We start from the raw sequence: 20,420 nt of genomic DNA, 5'->3' as shown, positions 1-20,420 counted from the left end.
CTCACAGCAGTGTTCGGCGGTCGACGGCCGCGGCGAGCGCGGCGTGACCTGAGGGATTGGGGTGCAGACCGTCGCCGCTGTCGAACGCGGGCAGCAGCCGCGACGGCCGGGCGGGGTCGCGCAGGGCGGTGTCGAAATCGGCGACCGAGTCGAACAGCCGGCCCGTGCGGATCACGCGGTTGATCCGCTGCCGCACCTCGTCGAGCTCCGGCGTCCAGCGGGTCCAGCCCTCGAACGGGGTGACGGTCGCGCCGACGATCCGCAGCCCGGCGTTCCGGGCGCGCAGCACCAGCTGGCGGTACCCGTCGAGGACCCGGGCGGGGTCCGTCTGGGACGGCGGCTGCTGGAGGTCGTTGACGCCCAGCTGGACCAGCACGGTGCGCAGCCCCGGAAGTGAGAGGACGTCACGGTCGAACCTGGCCTGGCCGCCGGGACCGAACCGGGCGTCGTCCAGCAGCAGCCGGTTGCCGCTCACCCCGAGATTGGCGACGGCCGAGCCGGGAAGACGCCGCGCCAGCTGGTCCGGCCAGCGCAGATCCGCGTCGTCGGGCGTGCCGACGCCCTCCGTGACGGAGTCCCCGAACACGGCGACGACCGGTCCGTACGCCCCGGTCACCTCGACCCCGGTCAGGAGGAACACGGAGGTGGTGCGCATCCCGTCGACGCTGTGCGAGGCGTGGGTGTTGCGGTGGAAGGACAGCGGCCCGGTGGGGCCCGGCAGCCGGGTCTCCACCGTCAGCGCTGACCCCTCCGGCGCACGCAGCCCGCCCACGGGGTCACTGGTCAGCGAGGCGCCCGCAGCCAGCCATGCCTGCTGCCGCCCGCCGAAGGTCACGGCCCGCCCGCCGGCGGTCACCGGACCGATCAGGACGGGTACGGTCCCGAAGGCGTTCCCGTACCGCAGACGCACTCCGCCCCCGGCCGTAAGGCGCACGCTGGCCGAGACCCTCCCGTCGGTCAGCCCGGTGGCGGCCACGGTGTCCGTGGCGGTCGGCGCGGTCTGCGCCGTGGCCCAGGAGGTGACCCACGAGCCGGCGCGCCCCGGCCCGCCCGGTCCGTCGGACTGCGCCGCCCGGGCGGCGGCGGGGGCCGCCGCCGCGACGGCGACTCCCGCCGCGGCGGCCGTCAGGATCCCGCGTCTCGCGGGCCCTGCGGCGGTCACTGCGGGCACGCCCCGGTCGGGTCGTACTCGCTCGCGTACGTACCGACCGCGTCGCCGCCGGTGTTGCCGCTCATCGTGTTGGTGCACACCGGGCCCTGCGGGGTGCGCATGAACTTGATCCCGCCGCCCGCGTTCGAGGTGATGGTGTTGCCGTAGACACTCGTGTCGATGCCGTCGGTCGCGGTGTCACCACCGAGGCGGATGCCCGCGCCCACGTTGTCGTGCACCGTGTTGTACCGGAAGATGTTGCCGCTGCCGCGTGCGTCGAGCCCGCCCGAGCTGGAGTCCTTCTGGCCGCTGCAGTCGTTGTACTCGACGTAGTTGTTCGTGGAGTTCTCCTTCACGTCCACGCACTCGTTGCCCAGGGTGACGATGGTGTTGTGGTGGATCCGGTTGTTCCTGCTGACGTCGGCCGCCGCGTCGGGAGCGCCGTTCGCACCCTGCTGCTCGGGCGCCGTGCCGAGGTAGATGCCCTCGCCGTTCTTGCCCCCTCCACCGAACTTGAAGTCGGCCACCCCGCAGTCCGTGATGGTGTTGTCGTCCACCTCCGCTCCGGTGACCAGATAGCGCAGCCGCAGGCACTCGTCCGCCGCGTTCTTGAGCGTCATCCCGGTGATGCGCAGGGCGCCCACCCCGTTCCCCGGGGTCGCGCTCATGACGTAGACGAGCTTGAGGCGGTAGCCGGACACGTCGGCGGACGAGCCGTGCAGCCCGTCGACGGTGAAGCCGCTCAGGGTCGTCGAGTCGTGCCGCACCTGGATGATGCGGCTGTCTCCCGCGCCCTTGACCACGGCGTTCGAGGGACCGGTGATCGTGACCCCGGCGCGGGTGGTGACCACGTCCTGGCGGTACGTGCCGGCCGCGAGGTTCACCACCGCACCCGTGGGCGCCAGGTCCAGGGCCTTCTGGATCGTCGCGAGCGGCGCCCCCGCCGACGTACCGGACGCGGCGTCGTCGCCGCTCGGTGAGACGTAGTAGGCGGTGGCCGCCTCGGCGGCCGAGGAGGGCGGGGAGAGGAGCAGCGGGGTGCCGGCCGCGAGCGCGGCGACGAGGGCGATGCGCAGTGAACGGCTCATGAGGTGTGCCTCCTGGGATCTGCGAAGGACAGGGCGAGCAGTACGGGAACACTGGGGCCCAGGAGCAGCGGGCCCAGCGGTACGACGAGGGAGAGCAGCGCCGCGGAGACCACGGCGCCGAGCAGCGCGGTCCCCCTGGCGGGGGAGCCGAAACCGAGGGCCAGGGCGCCGGCCGACCAGCCGCGCACCGAGCCCTCACGGACCCGCCCCGCCTCGGCGGCCAGGGCCACGTGATGGATGACGAACGCGGCCCCGATGCCCACCTGGGCGGCGAGCACGACGAAGGCCCAGGGCTCGGAACGGCCCAGCAGATGCACGGTGTTCGCGACGAGGACGACCGCCGCGGCGGTGGAGAGCAGGCCGTGCCGCCACAGCGCGCGCCAGTAGCGGGGGAAGGCCGCGAAGGAGTTGGCGAACACGCGGCTGTCGCCTTCGGTACGCCAGAGCTGCAGGGCGTGGGCCATGGCCGCGAGCGCGGGCAGCCAGGTCACGGCACCCAGCGACAGCACGGTGCACGCCGCGCCCGCGGCCGCGGGGTAGGCGATGAACTCCAGGCGGCGCAGCAGCGCCGTCCCGCCGGACGGGAGGATTGCCTGCATGGTCAGCCGACCTTTCCTGTGTGCGGCTCCGGCGTGTCGAGGAGCACGCGCCCGTCGACCTCCAGCCGTGTGCACGCCACGACGTACGGAGCTCGGCCGGCGCGGAGCAGCACCGCCGCGGCGTCCGCGCCGACGGTCTCCGTCCGGATGCGCCGGCCGGCCGGGGAGAGGAGCACGGTCTCCCCGGCCCCGGCGAAGGCGACCCCGTGCCCCTGCGCGCAGGCGACCCGCTCACCGCCGTCCGTCGTGCCCGGGGTGAGGGCGGTGAGGAACAGGCCCTCGCGGGCCCGCGCGGTCGTCGCGCGGAGGGTGTGCAGCGTGCGGGTCAGACGCAGCTCCGGAGTGCTGGACGTCGGATTCGCCTCGACCTCGGTGACCTCGCTGTGGACCGAGGCTCCGGCCGGAGCGAACCGGCGCACGAGCGCGGTGGCGGCCCCCGACCTGATCAGCCTGGAGCCGTCGGGCTCCGCCCGGGTCGGGCGGTCGGTCTGCAGCAGGAAGGTCCACTCCCGTTCCTCCTCCGCCTCGGCGAGGTCGAGGAGGACGAGCCGCCCGGACGGGGTGGACACCAGGGTCCGGTCCAGACGCCGCACCCCGAGGGCGGGGTCGTACATCGCGGCGATCTCCGCGGTGGCGTGCGCCCAGCCGCCCTCGCCGTCCACCAGGACGTCACGCTGGCGGGCCTGCCGCTCGTACGGGATCCCCTGGTAGACGTGGTAGCGGTCCTCGTCCGCGTACCCCTGGCCGTCCACCAGCAGCAGGTTGTGGTGCGCGGCGCGCTTGCGGTTGCTGTAGCCCTCGTCCACGGCGAGGAAGGCCCCCTGCGAGACCAGCACGAACGAGCCCGAATCGGGGTGGTGGTGCCCTTGGTTCAGGGTCTCCCAGCCCCGCTCCGCCCGGTGCTTCGCCGAGGTGTCCCACGCCGTGTGCCCACCGCCCGGGCTCGCCTTGAACGACACCAGCGTGGCGTCGTCGTCCCAGCCGGTCCGGGCCGTGAGCAGTCCCAGGTCCGGGAAGTAGGCGTGGGTCTCGGACGGCCGGGCCGCGGCCACGGACGGGTCGTACCAGAGGTACTCCAGATAGGCCTCCGGCAGGATGCCCGGACGCACCCCGCTCTCCGCGGCCTCCTGCCACAGCAGTTCACCCGAGACGAGATCGCCCATCCACTGGGCCTCGGGCAGGCCGTACTGCGCCGCGAGGCGGTAGTAGAGGCCCGCGCTGTGGCCGCTGCGCCGGTCGTGGCAGTCCCCGTGGTCGACGTTGAACGCGAAGCCGGGCGCGGTCTGGTGGAGCCGGTAGCGGAAGGTCGAGGAGAGGAAGCCGCCCCGCCCCCACCAGTCGATGCCCTCGGCCTCTTGGAGCAGGTCCAGGTGGATCGCGAGGAACGGCACGCCGTAGCGCCAGTACACGACACCCTCGGCGTGCGAACCGTCCTGCGGCATCAGGTCCAGGACGGTGCCGAGGTTGTCCTTGGCCCGTTCGGTCCACTCCTGCTTGCCCAGCACGTAGCCGGCCGTGGCCAGGCCCGCGTAACAGATCCAGTTGTGGTTCTGCCAGTACGACGACGACCACCAGCTGCCCTCGCCGGCCACCGCGAACTCGTACATCCTGCGTCCCTGCAGCAGCAGCTTGTACCGCAGCAGCGCGCGCACCTCGTCCGGCAGGTCGTCACCGATCCACCGGTAGGCGAGCGAGAGATGGTGCAGCAGCCAGCCCGCGTCCAGATCGTGGTCGGGCATGTGCGCCCGGCCCCAGTGCGGCAGCCGGACCGCCGACTCGATCCAGCGCCGGCTCTCGTCCAGATGCGCCCGGTCGCCGGTGACGCGGTACGCCAGCGCCGGGTTCGACGCCGCGGGGCCCAGCCACGTGATGCTGGCGAGCGGGTGTGTACGGGGCGGGGTGAGGCCGCGGTGACGGGCGGCCTCCTCGCACAGCCGGAGCTCCCGACCAGGGCGGGGGCCGGGCGGAGGGGTGGCGGAGAGGAGCACGGATCAGCTCCCCGTTCCGAAGCGCGCGGCCGAACCGTCCGCCAGTTCCACCGTCAGCTCCTCGCCGTCGAGCCGTACGCCGGTCACCGCGGGGCCCGCGGACGCCGCCTGGTATACGGAGGCGAACGTGATCCGCTCCGTCAGTGCGGTGAAGTCGACCCAGGTGCGGGTGCGCTGCGGATCGTCCGCGGGGCCGGGGCCCGGCCGCGCGAACGCACGCACCTCGGCTCCGGCGGTGTGGGTGTGCCAGCCGTGCAGGGTCTCGTCGCCGTACCAGGTGGTGCGCACCGGCCCGGTCGCCTGCTGCTGGATGTCCAGGGCCGTCCCCGGGCGCAGCTGGGCCGTGAAACGGCGGGCCTGCCGGCCCGTCACGGTCAGCAGGTCCACCAGGTAGCAGTCACCCGCCACCACCCTGCGCACCGCGCGCACCCCCTCGTACGCGGTGGTGACCTCCGCGGTCACCGAGACGCCGTCCGAGGCCAGGAGCTCACCCGCGCACTCCGCCTGCTCCGCGCCGTCGGCCCGGAAGGCGGGATGCGCCCGTGTGGACGCGTACAGCTCGCGGAACTCCGCGTGCGCGTAGGGCACCTGGCCGGGATCCGGCTGCCACGGGGTGGTGTCCCCGTACAGGTAGAGCGACAGCTTGTCGCGGTGCCCGTGCGAACCGCCGTGCGGGCCGAAGTCCAGCAGCGCGTGGATGCCCGCCGCACGCACCACCCCGTAACCAGCCGCCGGGAACACGGTGACCGCGGCTGGTTCCGCGCGCCGGGCCAGCGGCGGCCCCGCGAACCAGCCGGCCAGCTCACGGTCCAGCCCGTCGTCGTACGGGCCGAGCTCGTCCCGGGCCCGGGACGCCACCGCGTCGAGGCGCGCGGACGGCACCAGCTGCTGCGCCAGGGCTATGAGTTCCAGCCACTCCAGGGCCAGGGGATGCCGCAGGTACGGGCCGTCGTGCAGGGCAGGCAACAGCCCGCCCGGCGTCGCGATCGACGCCAGCACGTCCGTCATCCCGGCCAGCACCGCGGCCACGTCGGCCGGGAGCGACGCCGGATCCGTGGCACGCAGCGCCAGCAGGGCGGCCCGCAGGACGAAGCCGTGGTAGTAGGTGCTGCCCTCCCACTCCCAGCCGTCCCCGGCGACGGCCACCCGCAGATGCGCGTACAGCCCGTGCTCGCCCTCCAGCCACTCCTTCGCGCCGTCCCACTCCAGGCCGCGCGCCGCCGAGGCGGCGCGGCTCGTGGCGGCACCCGCCGCGTTCAGCCAGGCCGTGTAGTTCGAGGCCAGGTCACCCCGGCCGGTCAGGACACCCCGGGCCTCAAGCGCCGCCCGCTCCAGCTCGTCCAGCAGGGGCAGCACGCCGGCCAGATCCTCCGTGCCCGTCCCGGCCAGCGTGATCACGGTGTGGCCGATGTTCACCGCCCAGATCGCGTCCGTCAGCGCCTGGTGGAAGAGCCGGCCGCGCAGCATCCAGCCCTGCGCCTCGCCGTGCCGGTCCGTGGCGAGCGACGCGTACACACCGGCGTACTCGACGAGCCGCGCCACCCCCTCCGCGCGATCACCCCGGTGTGCGAGCACCCTCAGGTGCCGCGCCCACGCCTGGTGGGACAGCACCACCCAGGCACCGCGCACCGCGTCCGTGTCCACGCGGCAGCCGTGCGGGCACCGCGCACCGCCCTCGGGGAACACCCCGGCGAGCAGATCACCGTGATCGAGTTCCACGCCGTGCGCCGGGCAGACGTACGCGTGCCACCAGCCGCCCCGCTCCCCGGGGATCCGCCTCAACGCGGCCATACGCCACCGTCGATGTCCACCGTGGTGGCCGTGAGGAAGCCCGAGGCGGGCGAAGCCAGATGGACGACCGCGTGGGCGACGTCCTCGGGCGTGCCGGCCCGGCCGACCGGGATGCCGGCCTCCATCGCCTCCTGCGCCGGAGCGGCCGTGAACGTGTCGTGGAAGGCGGTGCCCTTGATGAACCCGGGGGCGACGCTGTTGACCGTGATGCCGGTCCCCGCGAGCTCCTTGGCGAGACCCTTGGTGAAGCCCCGTACGCCCGCCTTGGCGGCGGCGTACGCCACCGAGCCGGGGCCGCCCCCGTTGTGCGCGGCCAGCGAGGACATCGTGATCACGCGCCCGGCAGCGGACTCCTTCAGATGCGGCAGGGCGGCCCGCACGGTCCTGAACGTGGAGGTGAGATTGGTGGAGACGACCCGCTCGAAGTGGTCGTCGGTCATGTCCGCGATCTTTTCGCGGCCGATGAGGTGGCCCGCGTTGCAGACGAGGACGTCCAGCCCGCCGAGGAAGCCCGTGGCCTCCTCGACCAGGAGGTCCACCTCGCCGGTCACGGTCGCGTCGGCCTTGAAGGCCTTGGCCCTGCGGCCCAGGGCCTCGATCGCGGAGACGGTCTTCGCCGCCTCGTCCGCGGAGGAGTGGTAGTGGACGGCGACGTCGGCACCGGCCTCGGCCAGGGCGACGGCGATGGCGCGGCCGATGCCGTGTCCCGCCCCCGTGACGAGCGCGCGGGAGCCGTGGAGATCAGCAGACATGGGTGATGCCCTTTCGGTGACCGGCCCGCGGGGGGCCGGAACCGGTCACTTGAGACCGGCGGTTGCGAAGCCCTGCACGAAGTAGCGCTGGCCGATGAGGAAGAGGACGACCATGGGCAGGGTGGCGAGCGTGGTGCCCGCCATCAGGAAGTGCCACTGGGTGCCGTTCTCCGTCTTGAAGACGGAGAGCCCCACCTGGATCACCCGCAGGCTGTCCGTGTGGGTCACCAGCAGCGGCCAGAGGAAGTTGTTCCAGGAGGACTCGAAGGTCAGCAGGGCGACCGTGATGAACGCCGGCTTGACCAGCGGCGACATGATCCTGGAGTAGATCCGGAACTCGCCGAGCCCGTCGAGCCGGGCCGCTTCCTCCAGCTCCACCGGCAGGTCCAGGTAGAACTGCCGGAAGAGGAACACCGCGAACGGGGTGACGGCGCCCGGGATGATGAGAGCCCACCAGCTGTCCAGCCAGCCGCTGCCGCCCTGGCCGAAGAGGTCGTTCCCGCCCGCCAGTGGCATGAAGCGCACGATCAGGAACTCGGGCAGCACCTTGGTGTAGGTGGGGATCATCAGGGCCGCGATGAAGAGGTAGAAGATCATCTCGCTGCCGCGGAACCTGATCCGTGCGAGCGCGTACCCGGCCATCGACGCGATCAGCACGTTGAGCACGGTGTGGCTGAGCGCGATGACGAAGCTGTTCCGGGCGTACGTGGCGAAGGGCGCGGCCTTCAGCGCGTCCACGTAGTTGCCGAACTCCCACTGGTCCGGGAGCAGTCCGGCGTCCTGCGACGCGATCTCCACCGGTGTCTTGAGCGAGGTGATCACCATCCAGGCGAACGGCACCACCATCAGCAGGGAGACGACCGACAGCGTCACGTAGAGCGCGATCCGGCCGACGGGCAGGGTCCGGGTCCGCGGCGCGGGAGCCGGCTTCAGCAGCTCAGTTGTGGCCACGTGTGCCTCCCATGATCCGCTTGTTGACCAGGGTGAAGCCCATCAGCAGCACGAAGAGCACCAGGGACTGCGCGCTCGCGTAGCCGACGCGGAACTCCCGGAAGGCGGACTTGTAGATCTCGTACGTCATCATCGTGGTGCTGTTGGCGGGACCGCCGTCGGTCAGGATGTAGATCTGGTCGAAGGACTGGAAGGCGCTGATCATCGAGGTGATGAGCACGAAGAACGTCGCGGGCTTCAGGAGGGGCAGCGTGATCGAGAAGAACTGCCTGGCCTTGGAGGCCCCGTCCACCGACGCCGCCTCGTACAGCTCCTTCGGAAGGGACTGCAGCGCGGCGAGGTAGATCAGCATCTTCATCCCGATGCCCTGCCAGATGCCCACGAGGATCACAGAGGGCAGGGCCCAGCCCGTCGAGGAGAGCCACGCCGGGCCGTCGATGCCGAGGAACGCCAGCAGGGTGTTGAGCAGGCCGTTGCCCGGGTTGTAGATCCACAGCCAGACCAGCGCGATCGCCACGGTCGCGGTGACCTGGGGCAGGAACACGGCGGTACGGAAGACGCCGCGCGCCTTGAGCCCCGTGTGCAGGGCGAGGGCCACCAGGAGGCCCAGCGCCATCCCGAACGGCACGGTGAAGAAGGTGTAGAGCAGGGTGTTGAAGACGGACTTGCGGAAGACCGCGTCGTCCAGCATGTCCCGGAAGTTGGCCAGGCCCACGAACTCCGGCGCGGTCAGCACGTCGTACTTGGTGAAGGCCAGGGCCACCGAGACCACGACCGGCAGGCCGATCCACAGCGAGGCGTGCAGCAGCGCGGGCGCCACCATGAGCATGCCCGCCCTGCGCCGGCGGCGTCCCGGGCCCGTGGGGGCCCGGCGCGCCCGCCGCGGTGCCGGGGTCTCAGGAGGGGAAGGCGGCCGGGCGGGCCTGGCCTTCACTACGGTTGTCGCTCCCATGGTGACGTGCCCTCACATCCGGCCGATGGCGGCCTCGGCGAGACGGCCGAGCTCCGCGATGGCGTCCTTCGCGGACTGACCGCCCACGACAGCGGGCTCCAGCGTCGGCTTGATCTTCTCGCGGATCTCCATCCAGGCGGCGGTGCCGCCTTCGGAGACGGCGTGCTGGAGGTTCTGGAGGGAGAGGTCGACGAACTGGTTCTCCTTGACGTATCCCGTGTCGTTCAGGTCGCGCAGACCGGGCACCGAACCGCGCTGCTCCGCCGCTCCGAGGATCGACTCGGGCGTCGCGAGGTACTCGACGAGCGCACGTGCCGCCGCCGGGTGCTTGGAACGCGCGGACTGCGTGACGAGCGTGCCGCCCTGCAACATCGCCGGTTTGCGGTTGGCCAGGACGAACGAGCCGAGCTTGTCGTCCGCGATGAGATCCGGATTCTGGTCCTGGACCTGGTTCCACAGGGCGCTGGTCGTCATCATCATCGACGCCTTGCCTGTCTGTACGTTCGACGGGGCGCCCGCATCCGTCTTCCTGGCGTAGTCCGCCGAACCGTCCTTGACCAGGTCCTTGAAGAACTGCAGGGCCTCGACCCCACGGGCGTCGGTGAAGAGCACCTTCTTGCCGTCCGCGCTGAACAGCTGCCCGCCGTTGGCGAAGAGGAAGGTCTCCCAGCACTGGCGAAGATCGATGGAGAACGGGTCGAAGCCGAGACGTACCCCGCCGGTCAGCTGCTTCGCGACGGCCCGCAGTTCGGCCCAGTTGGCGGGTGTCTTCCTGATCCCGGCCTCGGCGAAGTGATCCTTGCGGTAGACGACGATGCGCGTGTCGAGGACGACGGGCAGGGCGTAGAGCTTGCCCTCGTAGCGCGAGGGCTCCAGCACCCGCTCCTCGTAGTCGTGTGCCGAGGCGAACTTCTCCGGCAGCTCGGCGATCGCCCCCTTCGCGGCGAACGGCGGGATCCAGCCGACCCCCATCATGAGTACGTCCGGCAGCAGCCCGCCCGCGAGACCGGTGGTGATCTTCTCGTTGAGCTGCGCATACGTGGTGTAGTCGACGTTCACCTCGACGTCCGGATACTTCTTCCGGAACCCGCCCAGGATCTTCTGCTCCAGCAGCGTCTTGCCGTCGGCGCCTTCGTAGATGGGGGTGAGCAGCGTGATCTCACCCTTGGCGGGGCCGTCGGCCGAGCCTGCGGACGACGCGCCGCCGCCACAGCCGGCGAGAGCGGCTGCGGCAGTGCCCGCACCGATGGCAGCGAGCACGGACCGTCTGTTGAGTTCCATGGGACACCCCTCTTGAGGTGAAGTCGGTGGATCGATCCAGCTGGGACGGCCCAGCCATGGCTGGGAAGCGCTGGTAAATCGATGCAGTGATGCTAAGAACGCTCCGAGAGTGGCGTCAACAGCTTGTGCACAATATTTTTCGGGGATGTAAACGGGTGTACCGGTAGAGCGAGTTCAGTAAATCGGTACACTAACCTCGGCAGTGCGTTCCGAACCGGAGGTGGCATGAGCGGGGTAACGATCCATCAGGTCGCGGAGGCCGCAGGCGTCTCCGCGAGTACGGTCTCCAACGTCCTCAACGGGCGTACGGACCGTATGCAGGCGGCCACCCTGGCTCGCGTGGAACAGGCGATCGAGCAGCTCAACTACCGGCCCAACCGGGCCGCCCGCATGCTCCGCACCGGGCGGATCAAGGTGATCGGCCTGATCGTGCCGTCGGTCGCCAACCCCTTCTGGGGGGCGCTCGCCAGGGAGCTCGAAGCCATCGCCCTGGCGGAGGGCTATCACGTACTGCTCTGCAACAGCGAGCGCGATCCCGCCCGAGAGCTCAAGTACGGGGAGGAACTGCTCGCCGACGGGGTGAGCGGGGTGGTGCTGTGCTCCTCGCTGCCCTCGCTGGACCACATGGCGCCGCTGCTGAGCCGGGGGCTGAAGATGGTGGCCTTCGACAGGACCGCGCAGGCCGGGGACCCGGCGTCACTGGCCAGCATCAGCGTGGACAACGCGATGGGGGCCGAGCTCGCCACCCGGCATCTGATCGAACTGGGCCACCGCCGGCTCGCCTTCGTCTCCGGATCGGTCAGCAGCGTCAACCGCCGCGAGCGTCTGCGGGGATTCCGGTCGGCCCTGGAGGAGGCCGGACTCGACCCGGCGGACGCGATCGTATGGCCGGGCGCGGACACCACGGAGTTCGGGGACAAGGACGCGGCGGAGCTGGGCCGGAACGCGGCCAGGGAGCTCCTGACGCGGCCGGATCCCCCCACCGGCTTCGTCGCGATCAACGACATGTGCGCGATCGGGATCTGCCGGGGCGCCAAGGACGCCGGACGCAGCGCGGGCCGGGACGTCTCGGTGGTCGGCTTCGACGACATCCTGCTCGCCGATCTCTTCGAGCCGCCCCTCACCACGGTCCGCCAGCCGCTGCCGGAGATGGCGGCCGAGACCTTCCAGCAGTTGCGGGCGCGGATCGACTCCGCGCCGGCGGCCGGGCGTTCGCTGCTGATCAGACCCCGGCTGGTGGTGCGCGAATCCACGGCGCCGGCGCCCGTGCCCGAAGCGGCGGCGGGGCGGAGGGCGGTCCCGGGGCGGGCGTCCGAACCCCGCCGGGCGGCGTCCACGGCTCCTGCGCTCGCCGCCACGGGGACGGCCCGGCCCGCCGCGGGCTGACCGCGGCGAGCGCCCCACACGGCCGTCCCTCCTGCCCGAGGTTGCCCGGACGGCGATCCGCCCCGCCCGGGAGGCCCGGGCGGGGCGGATTCGAGGAACGGGGCACGACGGGTGCGGGCTGCGGCGCACCCCGTTCCGGTCAGAGGGCCCGCGTCGTCAGGACGCGGTGCAGGCGCCGACGACAGGTGCCGCGGTACCGCCGTTCGTCGAGACGGTGAAGCCGAAGCTGGTCGAGGCACCGGCCGCCAGAGTTCCGTTCCAGGTGGGCTTCACGGTCATCACGGTGCCCGAGGCGTCCCACGTCGCTGCGCCGTTCCACACGGTGGAGACCTTCTGAGGTGAGGCGACAGTCACCGGAACCGTCCAGGCCGTGATGCCCGAACTGCCCGCCTTGACGGTCACCTGCCCGTTGTACCCGCCGTTCCAGGTCGAGGTCTGGGTGTATGTCGCGGTGCACGCACCGGTGCTGCCGCCGCCGTCCTCCCCGCCGTCGTCACCGCCTCCGGCCGACCCGCCGAGCGCGGCGAGCACCGCGTCGTAGGCCGGCTTCTTGTTGTAGTCACCGTCGAAGAGCAGTGGCGTACCGCTGCTCCGCCAGGAGTACTTGTCCGTGATCCCCCAGACGGTCATGCCCTTGCAGCGGGTGACGGCCAGGCAGGCGTTGACCACCTTGGTGTAGTTGGCCGCCTGGGCCGAACCCGAGCCCTCGATGTCCAGTTCGGTGATCTGCACGTCGACACCTAGGTCGGCGAAGCGCTGCAGGTTGGCCTGGAAGTCGGAGGGCACCGGCGAGTTGCTGTTGAAGTGCGACTGGAAGCCGACGCAGTCGATCGGGACGCCGCGCTGCTTGAAGTCCTTCACCATGTCGTAGACCGCGTTGCTCTTCGCGTTCTGGCCATCGGTGTTGTAGTCGTTGTAGCAGAGCTTGGCGTCGGCATCGACCGTACGGGCGGTACGGAAAGCCTCCTCGATGAAGCCGTTGCCGAGCTTGTCCTGGAAGGGCGAGCTGCGCCGCGCACCGCTGCTGCCGTCCTGGAACGCCTCGTTCACCACGTCCCAGGAGTGGATCTTGCCCTTGTAGTGCGTCATCACCTGGGTGATGTGGTTGATCATCGCCGAGCGCAGGTCGGTGGCGCTCAGACCGCTCACCCAGCCGGGAAGCTGGGAGTGCCACACGAGGGTGTGACCTCTGACCTTCATCCCCTTGCTCTGTGCGTGGCTGACGATCTGGTCCGCGGCCGTGAAGTTGAACGAGTTGCGGTTGCTCTCGACGGCGTCCCACTTCATCTCGTTCTCGGGGGTGACCGAGTCGAACTGGGCGTCCAGCGTGGAGGCGTACGCCGCTTCACCGAGGTGGTTGGCCGCCACAGCCGTGCCGAAGTAGCGGCCCTTGGCCGCTGCCGCGTCGCCGAGGGCACCCACGGCCTCCGCGCTGCCGGCGAGCGCGACGACCCCGGCCGCGGCGAGGACACCCGCCGTGACGAGGGACATCGCCCGTCTGGCACGGGCCGGCAGGTGCGTGCGGGCGGTGGCGCCGCCGGGTGGTATCTGGGCCATCACGTATTCCAGCCTCTTCTTCCGGTTTCCGGGCGGTCGAACAGGGGAGCCCGGACTGGGGGATTCGGACCGTTCGAGGTGCTGCGCAACCGCCGGCGGCGCATCCGGAGGAGGCGCCGCCGACGGGCGGACGGGCTGTGGAACAAGGGGAGCGAGGGAGAGTATGCGCGTGACGGGAAGTCACGTCAACGCTGCATTTCCGAAATGTTTCCGAGCGAACTCCCGCTCATGTGAGGGGAGTTGACGTTTCTACCTGCGTAGACGGAGGGCCTTCGCAGGTGAAGGGCGCTCTTCCGCTCGTCACTTCGGTCATTGCTTTCGAGCGTTACGAAAGACATTCATGCTTGACAGCGAAACTTTCGAACGCGTGTGGAGGTGCGTTGCGACGCCTTGGAGAACGTCGATGGGGCGGCGTGGTCGGCCTGTTCGGTCACCGGCCGTGTCCCTGCCGCGCGCGAAGGGAAGCCGTTCTCCCGCGGCCGGGCCAAAGCCTCGGCAGGATCGCTCGCTACGCGGCTGCGGGCAGGGGGTCGCGACGTCACGCGGGCGCGGTGATCATCGGTGGGGGCACCGGAGGGGCTGGACGCGGTGTGGCCTGCCTGCGCGCCGCCCGGCGGTGACGCCGAGCGACGCGGGTGGGCCCGGGCGGCGTGCTGCCGCTGCCCGGGCCCACGCTCATCGGACCGTCAGCGGCCCGTCAACGCGAAGACTCCCCAGCCGAGGTACTCGCGCTGGTAGCGCGTGTAGCGGACGGGCTCGGTGGTGAGCTCGGCCCGAACCTCGGCTGCCAGCTCGTCATCGGGATGGGCGTCGAGCCAACGGCGCAGGTTGAGCCACTGGGCCGCCTGATACCGGTCCCAGCTGTCCTGGGAAGCCAGCACCATTTCCACGACGTCGTACCCGAGCTCGCCGAACTGCCCGACCAGCTCCGGCAGCAGCAGGAAGTCCTCCTTGGCGCCGGCGCCGCAGTTCACCGCGGTCTCCTGGTCCGGTACTTCCCGAAGCCAGTACGGCTCCCCGATCAGCATCAGCCCGCCGGGGCGCAGGCTCCTGCCCAGCAGTTCGGCGGTGCCGGCCACTCCGCCGCCGATCCAGGTGGCGCCGATGCACGCCGCGAGGTCGACCGGCTCTTCGGCCACATAGCCGGAGGCGTCGTCGTGCACGAAGGTGACCTGGTCGCGGACGCCGAGTTCGGCAGCGCGGGCGCGCGCCTTCTCGGTGAACACCGTGCTGATGTCGACCCCGGTCCCGGTGACACCGTGGTCCCGGGCCCAGGTGCACAGCATCTCGCCCGTACCGCAGGCGAGGTCGAGCACACGTGTCCCGGGCGTCAGATCGAGTGCCTGGCCCAGGGTGGCGAGCTTGCCCGCGGTGAACGGGTTGTGGATGCGGTGGCTACTTTCGCGGATGGTGAAGATGCGTGGAAGATCCACGAGAGGTGTTCCTTACGTTCGATGAGGTCATGTCGTCTGAGGAGGGGAGCCGACCGGAGCCGACCGCCGTTGCCCGGACCGTCATCAACGCACCTCGTTCTGAACGTATGGATCTCGAACTCGGCAAAGGTAGACCTTCGAGGCTGAACGATCCAACGAATTTCCGGCCCGTCGGGCCGGGGCGACCGCGGGAGCGGGCAGCGCGCCGGATGGCCTTCGGGGTCACCGGTGTGGTGACCACGAAGACGCCGTATCCGCCGGATGCTCCGGGGGGGCACGAGGAATCGGCCGGCCCGCTTCCGTCAGTTCGCGGAGCGGGTCCACCCCGTCGCCTCGATGCGGCCCGCGTCGCGGGGCCTGTTCTCGTCGAAGAGGGTGGCCTCCCCGTCCCGCACCCGGATGTCGTCGACGTACACCCCGCGCCCCACGTACAGCTGGTCGGTCGTGTACCGCCAGCGCAGTCGCACCGCCGTTCCCCCGCTGCCGCCGAGGTCCGCCTCCACGCGGTGCCACACACGGCCCGACCAGCCGGAGACCGAACCGTCCGGGTGCGGCGTGGGCTCCGGGGGCCGCCCGCCCTCCGTCGCCACCGTCGTGAACGGTACGCGCTGCCAGGTGACCCCGGAGTCCGTCGAGACCTCCAGGAAGAGGGCGTCCGAGCCCGGCTCGGTGTCCCACCACAGGGCGCAGCTCAGCACCGGGCGCGAGGAGGCGGGCCGCAGTGCCGGCAACGTGAGCGTCGCGGACGCCGCACCGGTCATACCGGCGAACCAGGCCGTGCCGCCCCGGGCCGGGCGGACCGGTACCGCGCGGGCCATGCGGTTGGCGGTGGCGACGCGCGGCGCGCTGCCCGAACGCCAGCTGCGCACAGGATGAACGGAGTTTCCGAGCACGATCAAGAAGGAGTCGGTCGTCGGGTCGAGGACCAGGCTCGTACCGGTGAAGCCCGTGTGGCCCGCCGTGCGCGGGGTGGCCATCGCGCCCATGTACCAGTGCTGGTAGAGCTCGAAACCCAGGCCGTGCTCGTCGCCCGGGAACGCGGTGTTGAAGTCGGTTAACAACAGCTCGACGGACTCCTCGGTCAGGATCCTGGACCTGCCGTAGGCGCCGCCGTTGAGCAGCGTACGGGCCAGGACCGCGAGATCCCACGCGCACGAGAACACGCCCGCGTGCCCGGCGACCCCGCCCAGGCTGAACGCGTTCTCGTCGTGGACCTCGCCCCACACCAGGCCGCGGTCCAGCCCCGACCAGGGGAGCCGGGCGTCCTCGGTCGCCGCGATCCTGGGCTTCCATGAGGCGGGCGGGTTGTAGAGCGTGCTGTGCATCCCGAGCGGCTCGGTGATCTCCTCCCGGAGCAGGACGTCCTGCGTACGGCCCGTGATCCGTTCCAGTATCAGCTGCAGCGAGATCAGGTTGAGGTCGGAGTAGAGGTAGGTGGTGCCGGGAGCGGAGGCCAGGACCTCGTCCCAGAGCAGGCGGAGCTTTCCCTCGCGGGTCGGCTCCTTGTAGAGCGGGATCCAGGCCCGGAAGCCGGAGGTGTGCGTGAGCAGCTGGCGGACCGTGACGTCCTGCTTGCCCCCGCCGGCGAAGTCGGGGAGGTAGGAGGCGACCCGGGCCTCGAGTTCCAGCGCGCCCCGCTCGATCTGCTGCACGGCCAGGATCGAGGTGAACAGCTTGGACACCGAGGCGAGGTCGAAGACCGTGTCCTGCGCCATGGCGATCTGCTGCTCGGGCGGGAACTCCACCCCGGTGTCGGTCTTCTCGTCGTACGCCGCGTAGCGCACCGCCCGGCCGATCGGCCGGTGCAGGGCCACGGTGCCCCCGCGGCCGGCGAGCAGTACCGCGCCCGCGTACCAGGGGTGCTTGGGGGAGTCGGCCAGAAATCTCTCCGCGTCGGCGACGAGATGGTCGAGCTCGTCCGGCAGCAGCCCCGCCCGTGCGGCCGAGCCGCGGCGCAGTGTCGGTCGGCCCCGCCCTGGTCCCATGTCCGTCCCGGTTCCCGATGATGTGTCCGGGGATCCGCCACCCGGCTCCGTGGCCGACCCGGCGGCGAGCGCCGTGCCCGCGGCTCCCGCGAAGGGGATCGGCGCGAGTGCGAGACCTCCTCCCAGCGCCAGTATCCCGCCACCCAGCCTCCGGCGGCTCATTCCCCGGTCCGACACGTCCCCGGCCATCCGGAACCCCTTCCCCTCACGCCGAAAGCACTCGCGAAAGTAACTTTCGAAATCTCGTACGGTGATGAAACTTCCTGCCGAAGCGGAGAATACTGTCGCCACCGCCCTCCCGTACGCCCTCGGCACCACAAAGAATCTGAGGGGGCGTCAGGAAGCCTCGATGTGCCGCAGGCCGCCGCGGAAGTGACTCGGGGGCAGGCGGAGAGGCAGGTGCGGGGGCGACACCGCGATCCCGGGCTCTTGACCCCCGGCGCGAGGCCGCACAGGATCACGCCATGACAGGTGTACGCAGCAGCACAGTAGACGGCGTCGTGGCGCGCAGCGCACGGCGCACTCCCGAGCGCACCGCCGTGCGGTACGCGGACCGGTCCTGGACCTACTCCGCGCTGGACACCGCGGTCAGCACCGCGGCCGCCGTCCTGACCACCATGCACGGGCTGCGTCCTGGTGACCGGGTGGCCGCCTACGCCCACAACTCCGACGCGTACCTCATCGCCTACCTGGCCTGCGCGCGTGCGGGCCTCGTCCACGTGCCGGTCAACCAGAACCTGACCGGTGAGGACCTGGAATACATCCTCCGGCAGTCCGGCAGCGCACTGGTGCTCACCGACCCCGCGCTCGCCCCGCGCGTCCCCGACGGTCACGCCGTCCGGGCACTGCGCGACGCACCGGACTCCCTCCTCGGGGAACTGGAGACCCCGCGCCCCTTCACCCCCAAACGCGAACCCGGCGCCGAGGACCTTGTCCAGCTCCTCTACACCTCCGGCACCACGGCCCAGCCCAAGGGTGCGATGATGACGCACGGTGCGCTGGTCCACGAGTACATCAGCGCCATCACCGCACTCGACCTGCGCGCCACGGACCGGCCGGTGCACTCGCTGCCCCTGTACCACTCCGCGCAGATGCACGTGTTCCTGCTGCCGTACCTCGCGGTGGGTGCCGAGAACACCATCCTCGACGCCCCGGACGCCGGACGGATCTTCGACCTCGTGGAGGCGGGGCAGGCAGACAGCCTCTTCGCGCCCCCCACGGTCTGGATCGGGCTCGCCAATCATCCGGAGTTCCCCACGCGCCGGCTCGGGGCCCTGCGAAAGGCGTACTACGGCGCGTCGATCATGCCCGTGCCCGTCCTGGAGCGCCTCCGCGAACGGCTGCCCGAGCTGGCCTTCTACAACTGTTTCGGCCAGAGCGAGATCGGGCCGCTCGCCACCGTGCTCGGCCCTGACGAGCACGAAGGGCGTATGGACTCCTGCGGCCGGCCCGTCCTCTTCGTGGAGGCGAAGGTGGTGGACGAGCACGGCAAGGAGGTGCCCGACGGCACCGCGGGCGAGGTGGTCTACCGCTCCCCCCAGCTGTGCCAGGGGTACTGGGACAAGCCCGAGGAGACGGCGGAGGCCTTCCGCGACGGCTGGTTCCACTCCGGCGACCTCGCGGTACGCGACGGCGAGGGCTACTTCACGGTCGTCGACCGGGTGAAGGACGTCATCAACTCCGGAGGTGTCCTCGTCGCCTCCCGGCAGGTGGAGGATGCCCTTTACACCCATCCCTCGGTGGCCGAGGCCGCCGTGGTGGGGCTGCCGGACGAGCGTTGGATCGAGGCGGTGACCGCGATCGTGGTCCTCCGTGGCGAGGCGTCGGAGGCCGAACTGATCGCACACGCCCGCGAGAAGCTCGCCGCCTTCAAGGCCCCGAAGAGGATCCTGTTCGTCGGTGAACTGCCGCGGAACGCCAGCGGGAAGATCCTCAAGAGGGAGCTTCGGGACACCTACGCCTGACGGCCGCCCTCTGTCGCCGCGCCGGGACGAACCCAGGCGACGGCGAGGACGCGCCGGCCCGTCTCCGGCCCCGGCCCCGGTTTTTGGCCCCGGTCTCCGGCCCCCGCCCCTATCCGGCCTCGGCCCCTTTCCGGCCCTGGCCCCAGCTCCTGTCTCCCCGGTCACGTCATCCCGGCCCCTGGGTCTGGAACCCAGGCCGCACGGGGGCCGGTGGTCGGTGGTTGGTGGGCGGGGGAGTGGTCGGGTGAACGGAGGGTCCGGCGTCCCCGAGCCGTGGGCGGGAACAGGAGGTCCAGATCACCCTGCCCTGAGCCCATGAGTGCTCGTCACGTCGCGACGAAGGGCGGGATGCCCCGTCGACGGGGAACGTGCCTGTGAGGGGGACGCCTTCGGCCCGCTCCACCCCCACCTGCCTCGGTCCGTTCCTTGTACTCCGGGTGACGGGCGCCAGGTCCTCGGCGTCCGAGGGTCTATGCCGAGATCCCGGCCGACACCGAGGCCTGGCGACCCGGGGGCTCCGGGCCGACACCCAGGCCTGGCTACCCGGGACTCCGGGCCGACGGTGTGCCCCCGAGGCGCGCAGGGAGAGCCACCGGCTTAGCCCGTTCGCCGTCCCGGTGTGATTCCTCCTCAGATCCTGCCGGTGCTCCGGTGACCTGCGTAAACGAAGACCGGTGGGCCGAACCCCGGGACCGGCCGGGTGAAGGGAGGGGGGTCGCCTCGTGTTGCGCGGGTGACGGGGTGTCGGTTGCCTCGGGAGTGGAGTACAGCAGAGGCGCCGTGCAGACCGGCCGGACCCTGCTCCCGTTGGAGGATCCACATGCGCAACACACGCATCTGTGCCGGTATCTGTCTGGCCGTAGGCTTCCTGGCACTCGCGGCTCCGGCCGCAGGAGCGGCGGCCGGCCCTTCCGGCGAGATGACCGCCCAGATCAGCCCGGGGAAGGCCTCGCCCGGCTCGCAGGTCACCGTCAGCACGAGGGCCTGCGGCAAGGAGACCTACGGCAAGGGCACGTCCGAGGTGGCGGGAGCCTTCCACCTCTTCGAGGGCGACCGCAAGGGCGAACTCGTCGGCGTGTTCGAGATCCCGAAGGGCAGTGAGGCGACCACCGACACCGTCACCTTGAAGTGCCCGCCTCGGATCAAGATCACGAAGACCTACCGGATCGTCGATCGCGCGCCCTCCGGCGCTGTCGACGCCGGTTTCGGTGCCCCCAGCGGCGGGAGCACCCAGCTCGCGGTAGGAAGCGTCCTGCTCGCCGGGGCTGTGGCCGGGGGAGTGGTCAGGGTGCGCCGTCGGACCGCCGCCACCCGCGTCTGACCCGCAGGGGCGCGGTCGACCCGCGGACGTAGACCCACAGAAGCGCGGACGCGCGTCCGCCCCGGGGGCCGTACCCCCGGGGCTCGTACCCTTGCAGTCGCCGTGCACCGGGTGTCGACGTGCACCCCCGGGGCCCTCGCACCGGGTGACACGGTGCACCCCGGGGGCCCACGACCGCACTGGGTGTCGCGCTGCACCCCGGGGCCCACGCCCTCGGGATCA

15 protein-coding genes are annotated in these 20,420 nt (G+C 71.2%); 3 read left to right on the top strand and 12 right to left on the bottom strand.

The window, feature by feature from the left end; genetic code table 11:
• Position 1 precedes the first annotated feature (1 nt).
• From ACFY8O_RS17470 to ACFY8O_RS17430, 9 genes are all read right to left on the bottom strand, one after another.
• Positions 2–1,171 carry an SGNH/GDSL hydrolase family protein gene (locus ACFY8O_RS17470; protein WP_387903162.1) on the bottom strand — a complete coding sequence of 390 codons (1,170 nt, stop codon included), beginning with the start codon at positions 1,169–1,171 and terminating at the stop codon, positions 2–4.
• A complete protein-coding gene (locus ACFY8O_RS17465) occupies positions 1,159–2,238 on the bottom strand; it encodes a DUF1565 domain-containing protein (RefSeq protein ID WP_387903159.1) in 1,080 nt (359 codons plus the stop codon). Before ACFY8O_RS17465 ends, ACFY8O_RS17470 begins: the two co-directional genes overlap by 13 nt.
• A complete protein-coding gene (locus ACFY8O_RS17460) occupies positions 2,235–2,837 on the bottom strand; it encodes a hypothetical protein (RefSeq protein WP_387903156.1) in 603 nt (200 codons plus the stop codon). The genes ACFY8O_RS17465 and ACFY8O_RS17460 overlap by 4 nt, the downstream gene beginning before the upstream one ends.
• Positions 2,838–2,839: 2 nt before the next feature.
• Positions 2,840–4,825: a hypothetical protein gene (locus tag ACFY8O_RS17455; RefSeq protein ID WP_387903153.1), complete on the bottom strand. Its 1,986-nt coding sequence runs from the start codon at positions 4,823–4,825 to the stop codon at positions 2,840–2,842.
• Positions 4,826–4,828: 3 nt separating this feature from the next.
• Positions 4,829–6,616 (bottom strand): heparinase II/III domain-containing protein, encoded by a 1,788-nt coding sequence (locus tag ACFY8O_RS17450; protein ID WP_387903150.1) that lies wholly within the window; start codon positions 6,614–6,616, stop codon positions 4,829–4,831.
• On the bottom strand, positions 6,604–7,368 hold the full coding sequence (locus tag ACFY8O_RS17445; protein ID WP_387903146.1) for an SDR family NAD(P)-dependent oxidoreductase: 765 nt from the start codon (positions 7,366–7,368) through the stop codon (positions 6,604–6,606). The genes ACFY8O_RS17450 and ACFY8O_RS17445 overlap by 13 nt, the downstream gene beginning before the upstream one ends.
• A gap of 45 nt (positions 7,369–7,413) precedes the next feature.
• Positions 7,414–8,319, bottom strand: coding sequence for a carbohydrate ABC transporter permease (locus ACFY8O_RS17440; protein WP_387903143.1), 906 nt, complete (start codon positions 8,317–8,319; stop codon positions 7,414–7,416).
• Complete coding sequence (locus ACFY8O_RS17435) at positions 8,306–9,148, bottom strand: carbohydrate ABC transporter permease (protein ID WP_387903140.1); 843 nt, start codon at positions 9,146–9,148, stop codon at positions 8,306–8,308. The genes ACFY8O_RS17440 and ACFY8O_RS17435 overlap by 14 nt, the downstream gene beginning before the upstream one ends.
• 135 nt (positions 9,149–9,283) lie before the next feature.
• Entirely contained in the window at positions 9,284–10,552 is a 1,269-nt protein-coding gene (locus ACFY8O_RS17430; RefSeq protein ID WP_387903139.1) for an ABC transporter substrate-binding protein, read from the bottom strand.
• A 225-nt stretch (positions 10,553–10,777) separates the two neighbouring features.
• On the opposite strand from ACFY8O_RS17430, the gene ACFY8O_RS17425 reads away from it, so the two are divergent.
• Positions 10,778–11,938, top strand: coding sequence for a LacI family DNA-binding transcriptional regulator (locus ACFY8O_RS17425; RefSeq protein ID WP_387903136.1), 1,161 nt, complete (start codon positions 10,778–10,780; stop codon positions 11,936–11,938).
• 156 nt (positions 11,939–12,094) lie between these two features.
• Here the strand turns inward: ACFY8O_RS17425 and ACFY8O_RS17420 are convergent, their stop codons facing one another.
• The 3 genes from ACFY8O_RS17420 to ACFY8O_RS17410 form a co-directional block, all read right to left on the bottom strand.
• Entirely contained in the window at positions 12,095–13,495 is a 1,401-nt protein-coding gene (locus ACFY8O_RS17420; RefSeq protein ID WP_387903133.1) for an endo-1,4-beta-xylanase, read from the bottom strand.
• 686 nt (positions 13,496–14,181) lie between these two features.
• Positions 14,182–14,928, bottom strand: coding sequence for an SAM-dependent methyltransferase (locus ACFY8O_RS17415; protein ID WP_387903131.1), 747 nt, complete (start codon positions 14,926–14,928; stop codon positions 14,182–14,184).
• 302 nt (positions 14,929–15,230) lie between these two features.
• Complete coding sequence (locus ACFY8O_RS17410) at positions 15,231–17,102, bottom strand: serine hydrolase (RefSeq protein WP_387903129.1); 1,872 nt, start codon at positions 17,100–17,102, stop codon at positions 15,231–15,233.
• A gap of 275 nt (positions 17,103–17,377) precedes the next feature.
• Here ACFY8O_RS17410 and ACFY8O_RS17405 point away from each other — a divergent pair, with 275 nt between their 5' ends.
• Positions 17,378–18,877 (top strand): acyl-CoA synthetase, encoded by a 1,500-nt coding sequence (locus ACFY8O_RS17405; protein ID WP_387903126.1) that lies wholly within the window; start codon positions 17,378–17,380, stop codon positions 18,875–18,877.
• 820 nt (positions 18,878–19,697) lie between these two features.
• A complete protein-coding gene (locus tag ACFY8O_RS17400) occupies positions 19,698–20,198 on the top strand; it encodes a sortase (RefSeq protein WP_387903123.1) in 501 nt (166 codons plus the stop codon).
• Positions 20,199–20,420 lie beyond the last annotated feature (222 nt).

The organism is Streptomyces argenteolus (assembly GCF_042902585.1).
In the GTDB taxonomy this organism is placed as follows: domain Bacteria; phylum Actinomycetota; class Actinomycetes; order Streptomycetales; family Streptomycetaceae; genus Streptomyces; species Streptomyces argenteolus.
This window is presented reverse-complemented; position numbering and strand designations above follow the sequence as displayed.

Bases quoted from the DNA above. Each gene is read 5' to 3' on its own strand.
- ACFY8O_RS17465 (WP_387903159.1), bottom strand. From the start codon at position 2,238: ATGAGCCGTTCACTGCGCATCGCCCTCGTCGCCGCGCTCGCGGCCGGC.
- ACFY8O_RS17460 (WP_387903156.1), bottom strand. From the start codon at position 2,837: ATGCAGGCAATCCTCCCGTCCGGCGGGACGGCGCTGCTGCGCCGCCTG.
- ACFY8O_RS17450 (WP_387903150.1), bottom strand. From the start codon at position 6,616: ATGGCCGCGTTGAGGCGGATCCCCGGGGAGCGGGGCGGCTGGTGGCAC.
- ACFY8O_RS17445 (WP_387903146.1), bottom strand. From the start codon at position 7,368: ATGTCTGCTGATCTCCACGGCTCCCGCGCGCTCGTCACGGGGGCGGGA.
- ACFY8O_RS17435 (WP_387903140.1), bottom strand. From the start codon at position 9,148: ATGCTCATGGTGGCGCCCGCGCTGCTGCACGCCTCGCTGTGGATCGGC.
- ACFY8O_RS17430 (WP_387903139.1), bottom strand. From the start codon at position 10,552: ATGGAACTCAACAGACGGTCCGTGCTCGCTGCCATCGGTGCGGGCACT.
- ACFY8O_RS17425 (WP_387903136.1), top strand. From the start codon at position 10,778: ATGAGCGGGGTAACGATCCATCAGGTCGCGGAGGCCGCAGGCGTCTCC.
- ACFY8O_RS17420 (WP_387903133.1), bottom strand. From the start codon at position 13,495: ATGGCCCAGATACCACCCGGCGGCGCCACCGCCCGCACGCACCTGCCG.
- ACFY8O_RS17410 (WP_387903129.1), bottom strand. From the start codon at position 17,102: ATGGCCGGGGACGTGTCGGACCGGGGAATGAGCCGCCGGAGGCTGGGT.
- ACFY8O_RS17405 (WP_387903126.1), top strand. From the start codon at position 17,378: ATGACAGGTGTACGCAGCAGCACAGTAGACGGCGTCGTGGCGCGCAGC.
- ACFY8O_RS17400 (WP_387903123.1), top strand. From the start codon at position 19,698: ATGCGCAACACACGCATCTGTGCCGGTATCTGTCTGGCCGTAGGCTTC.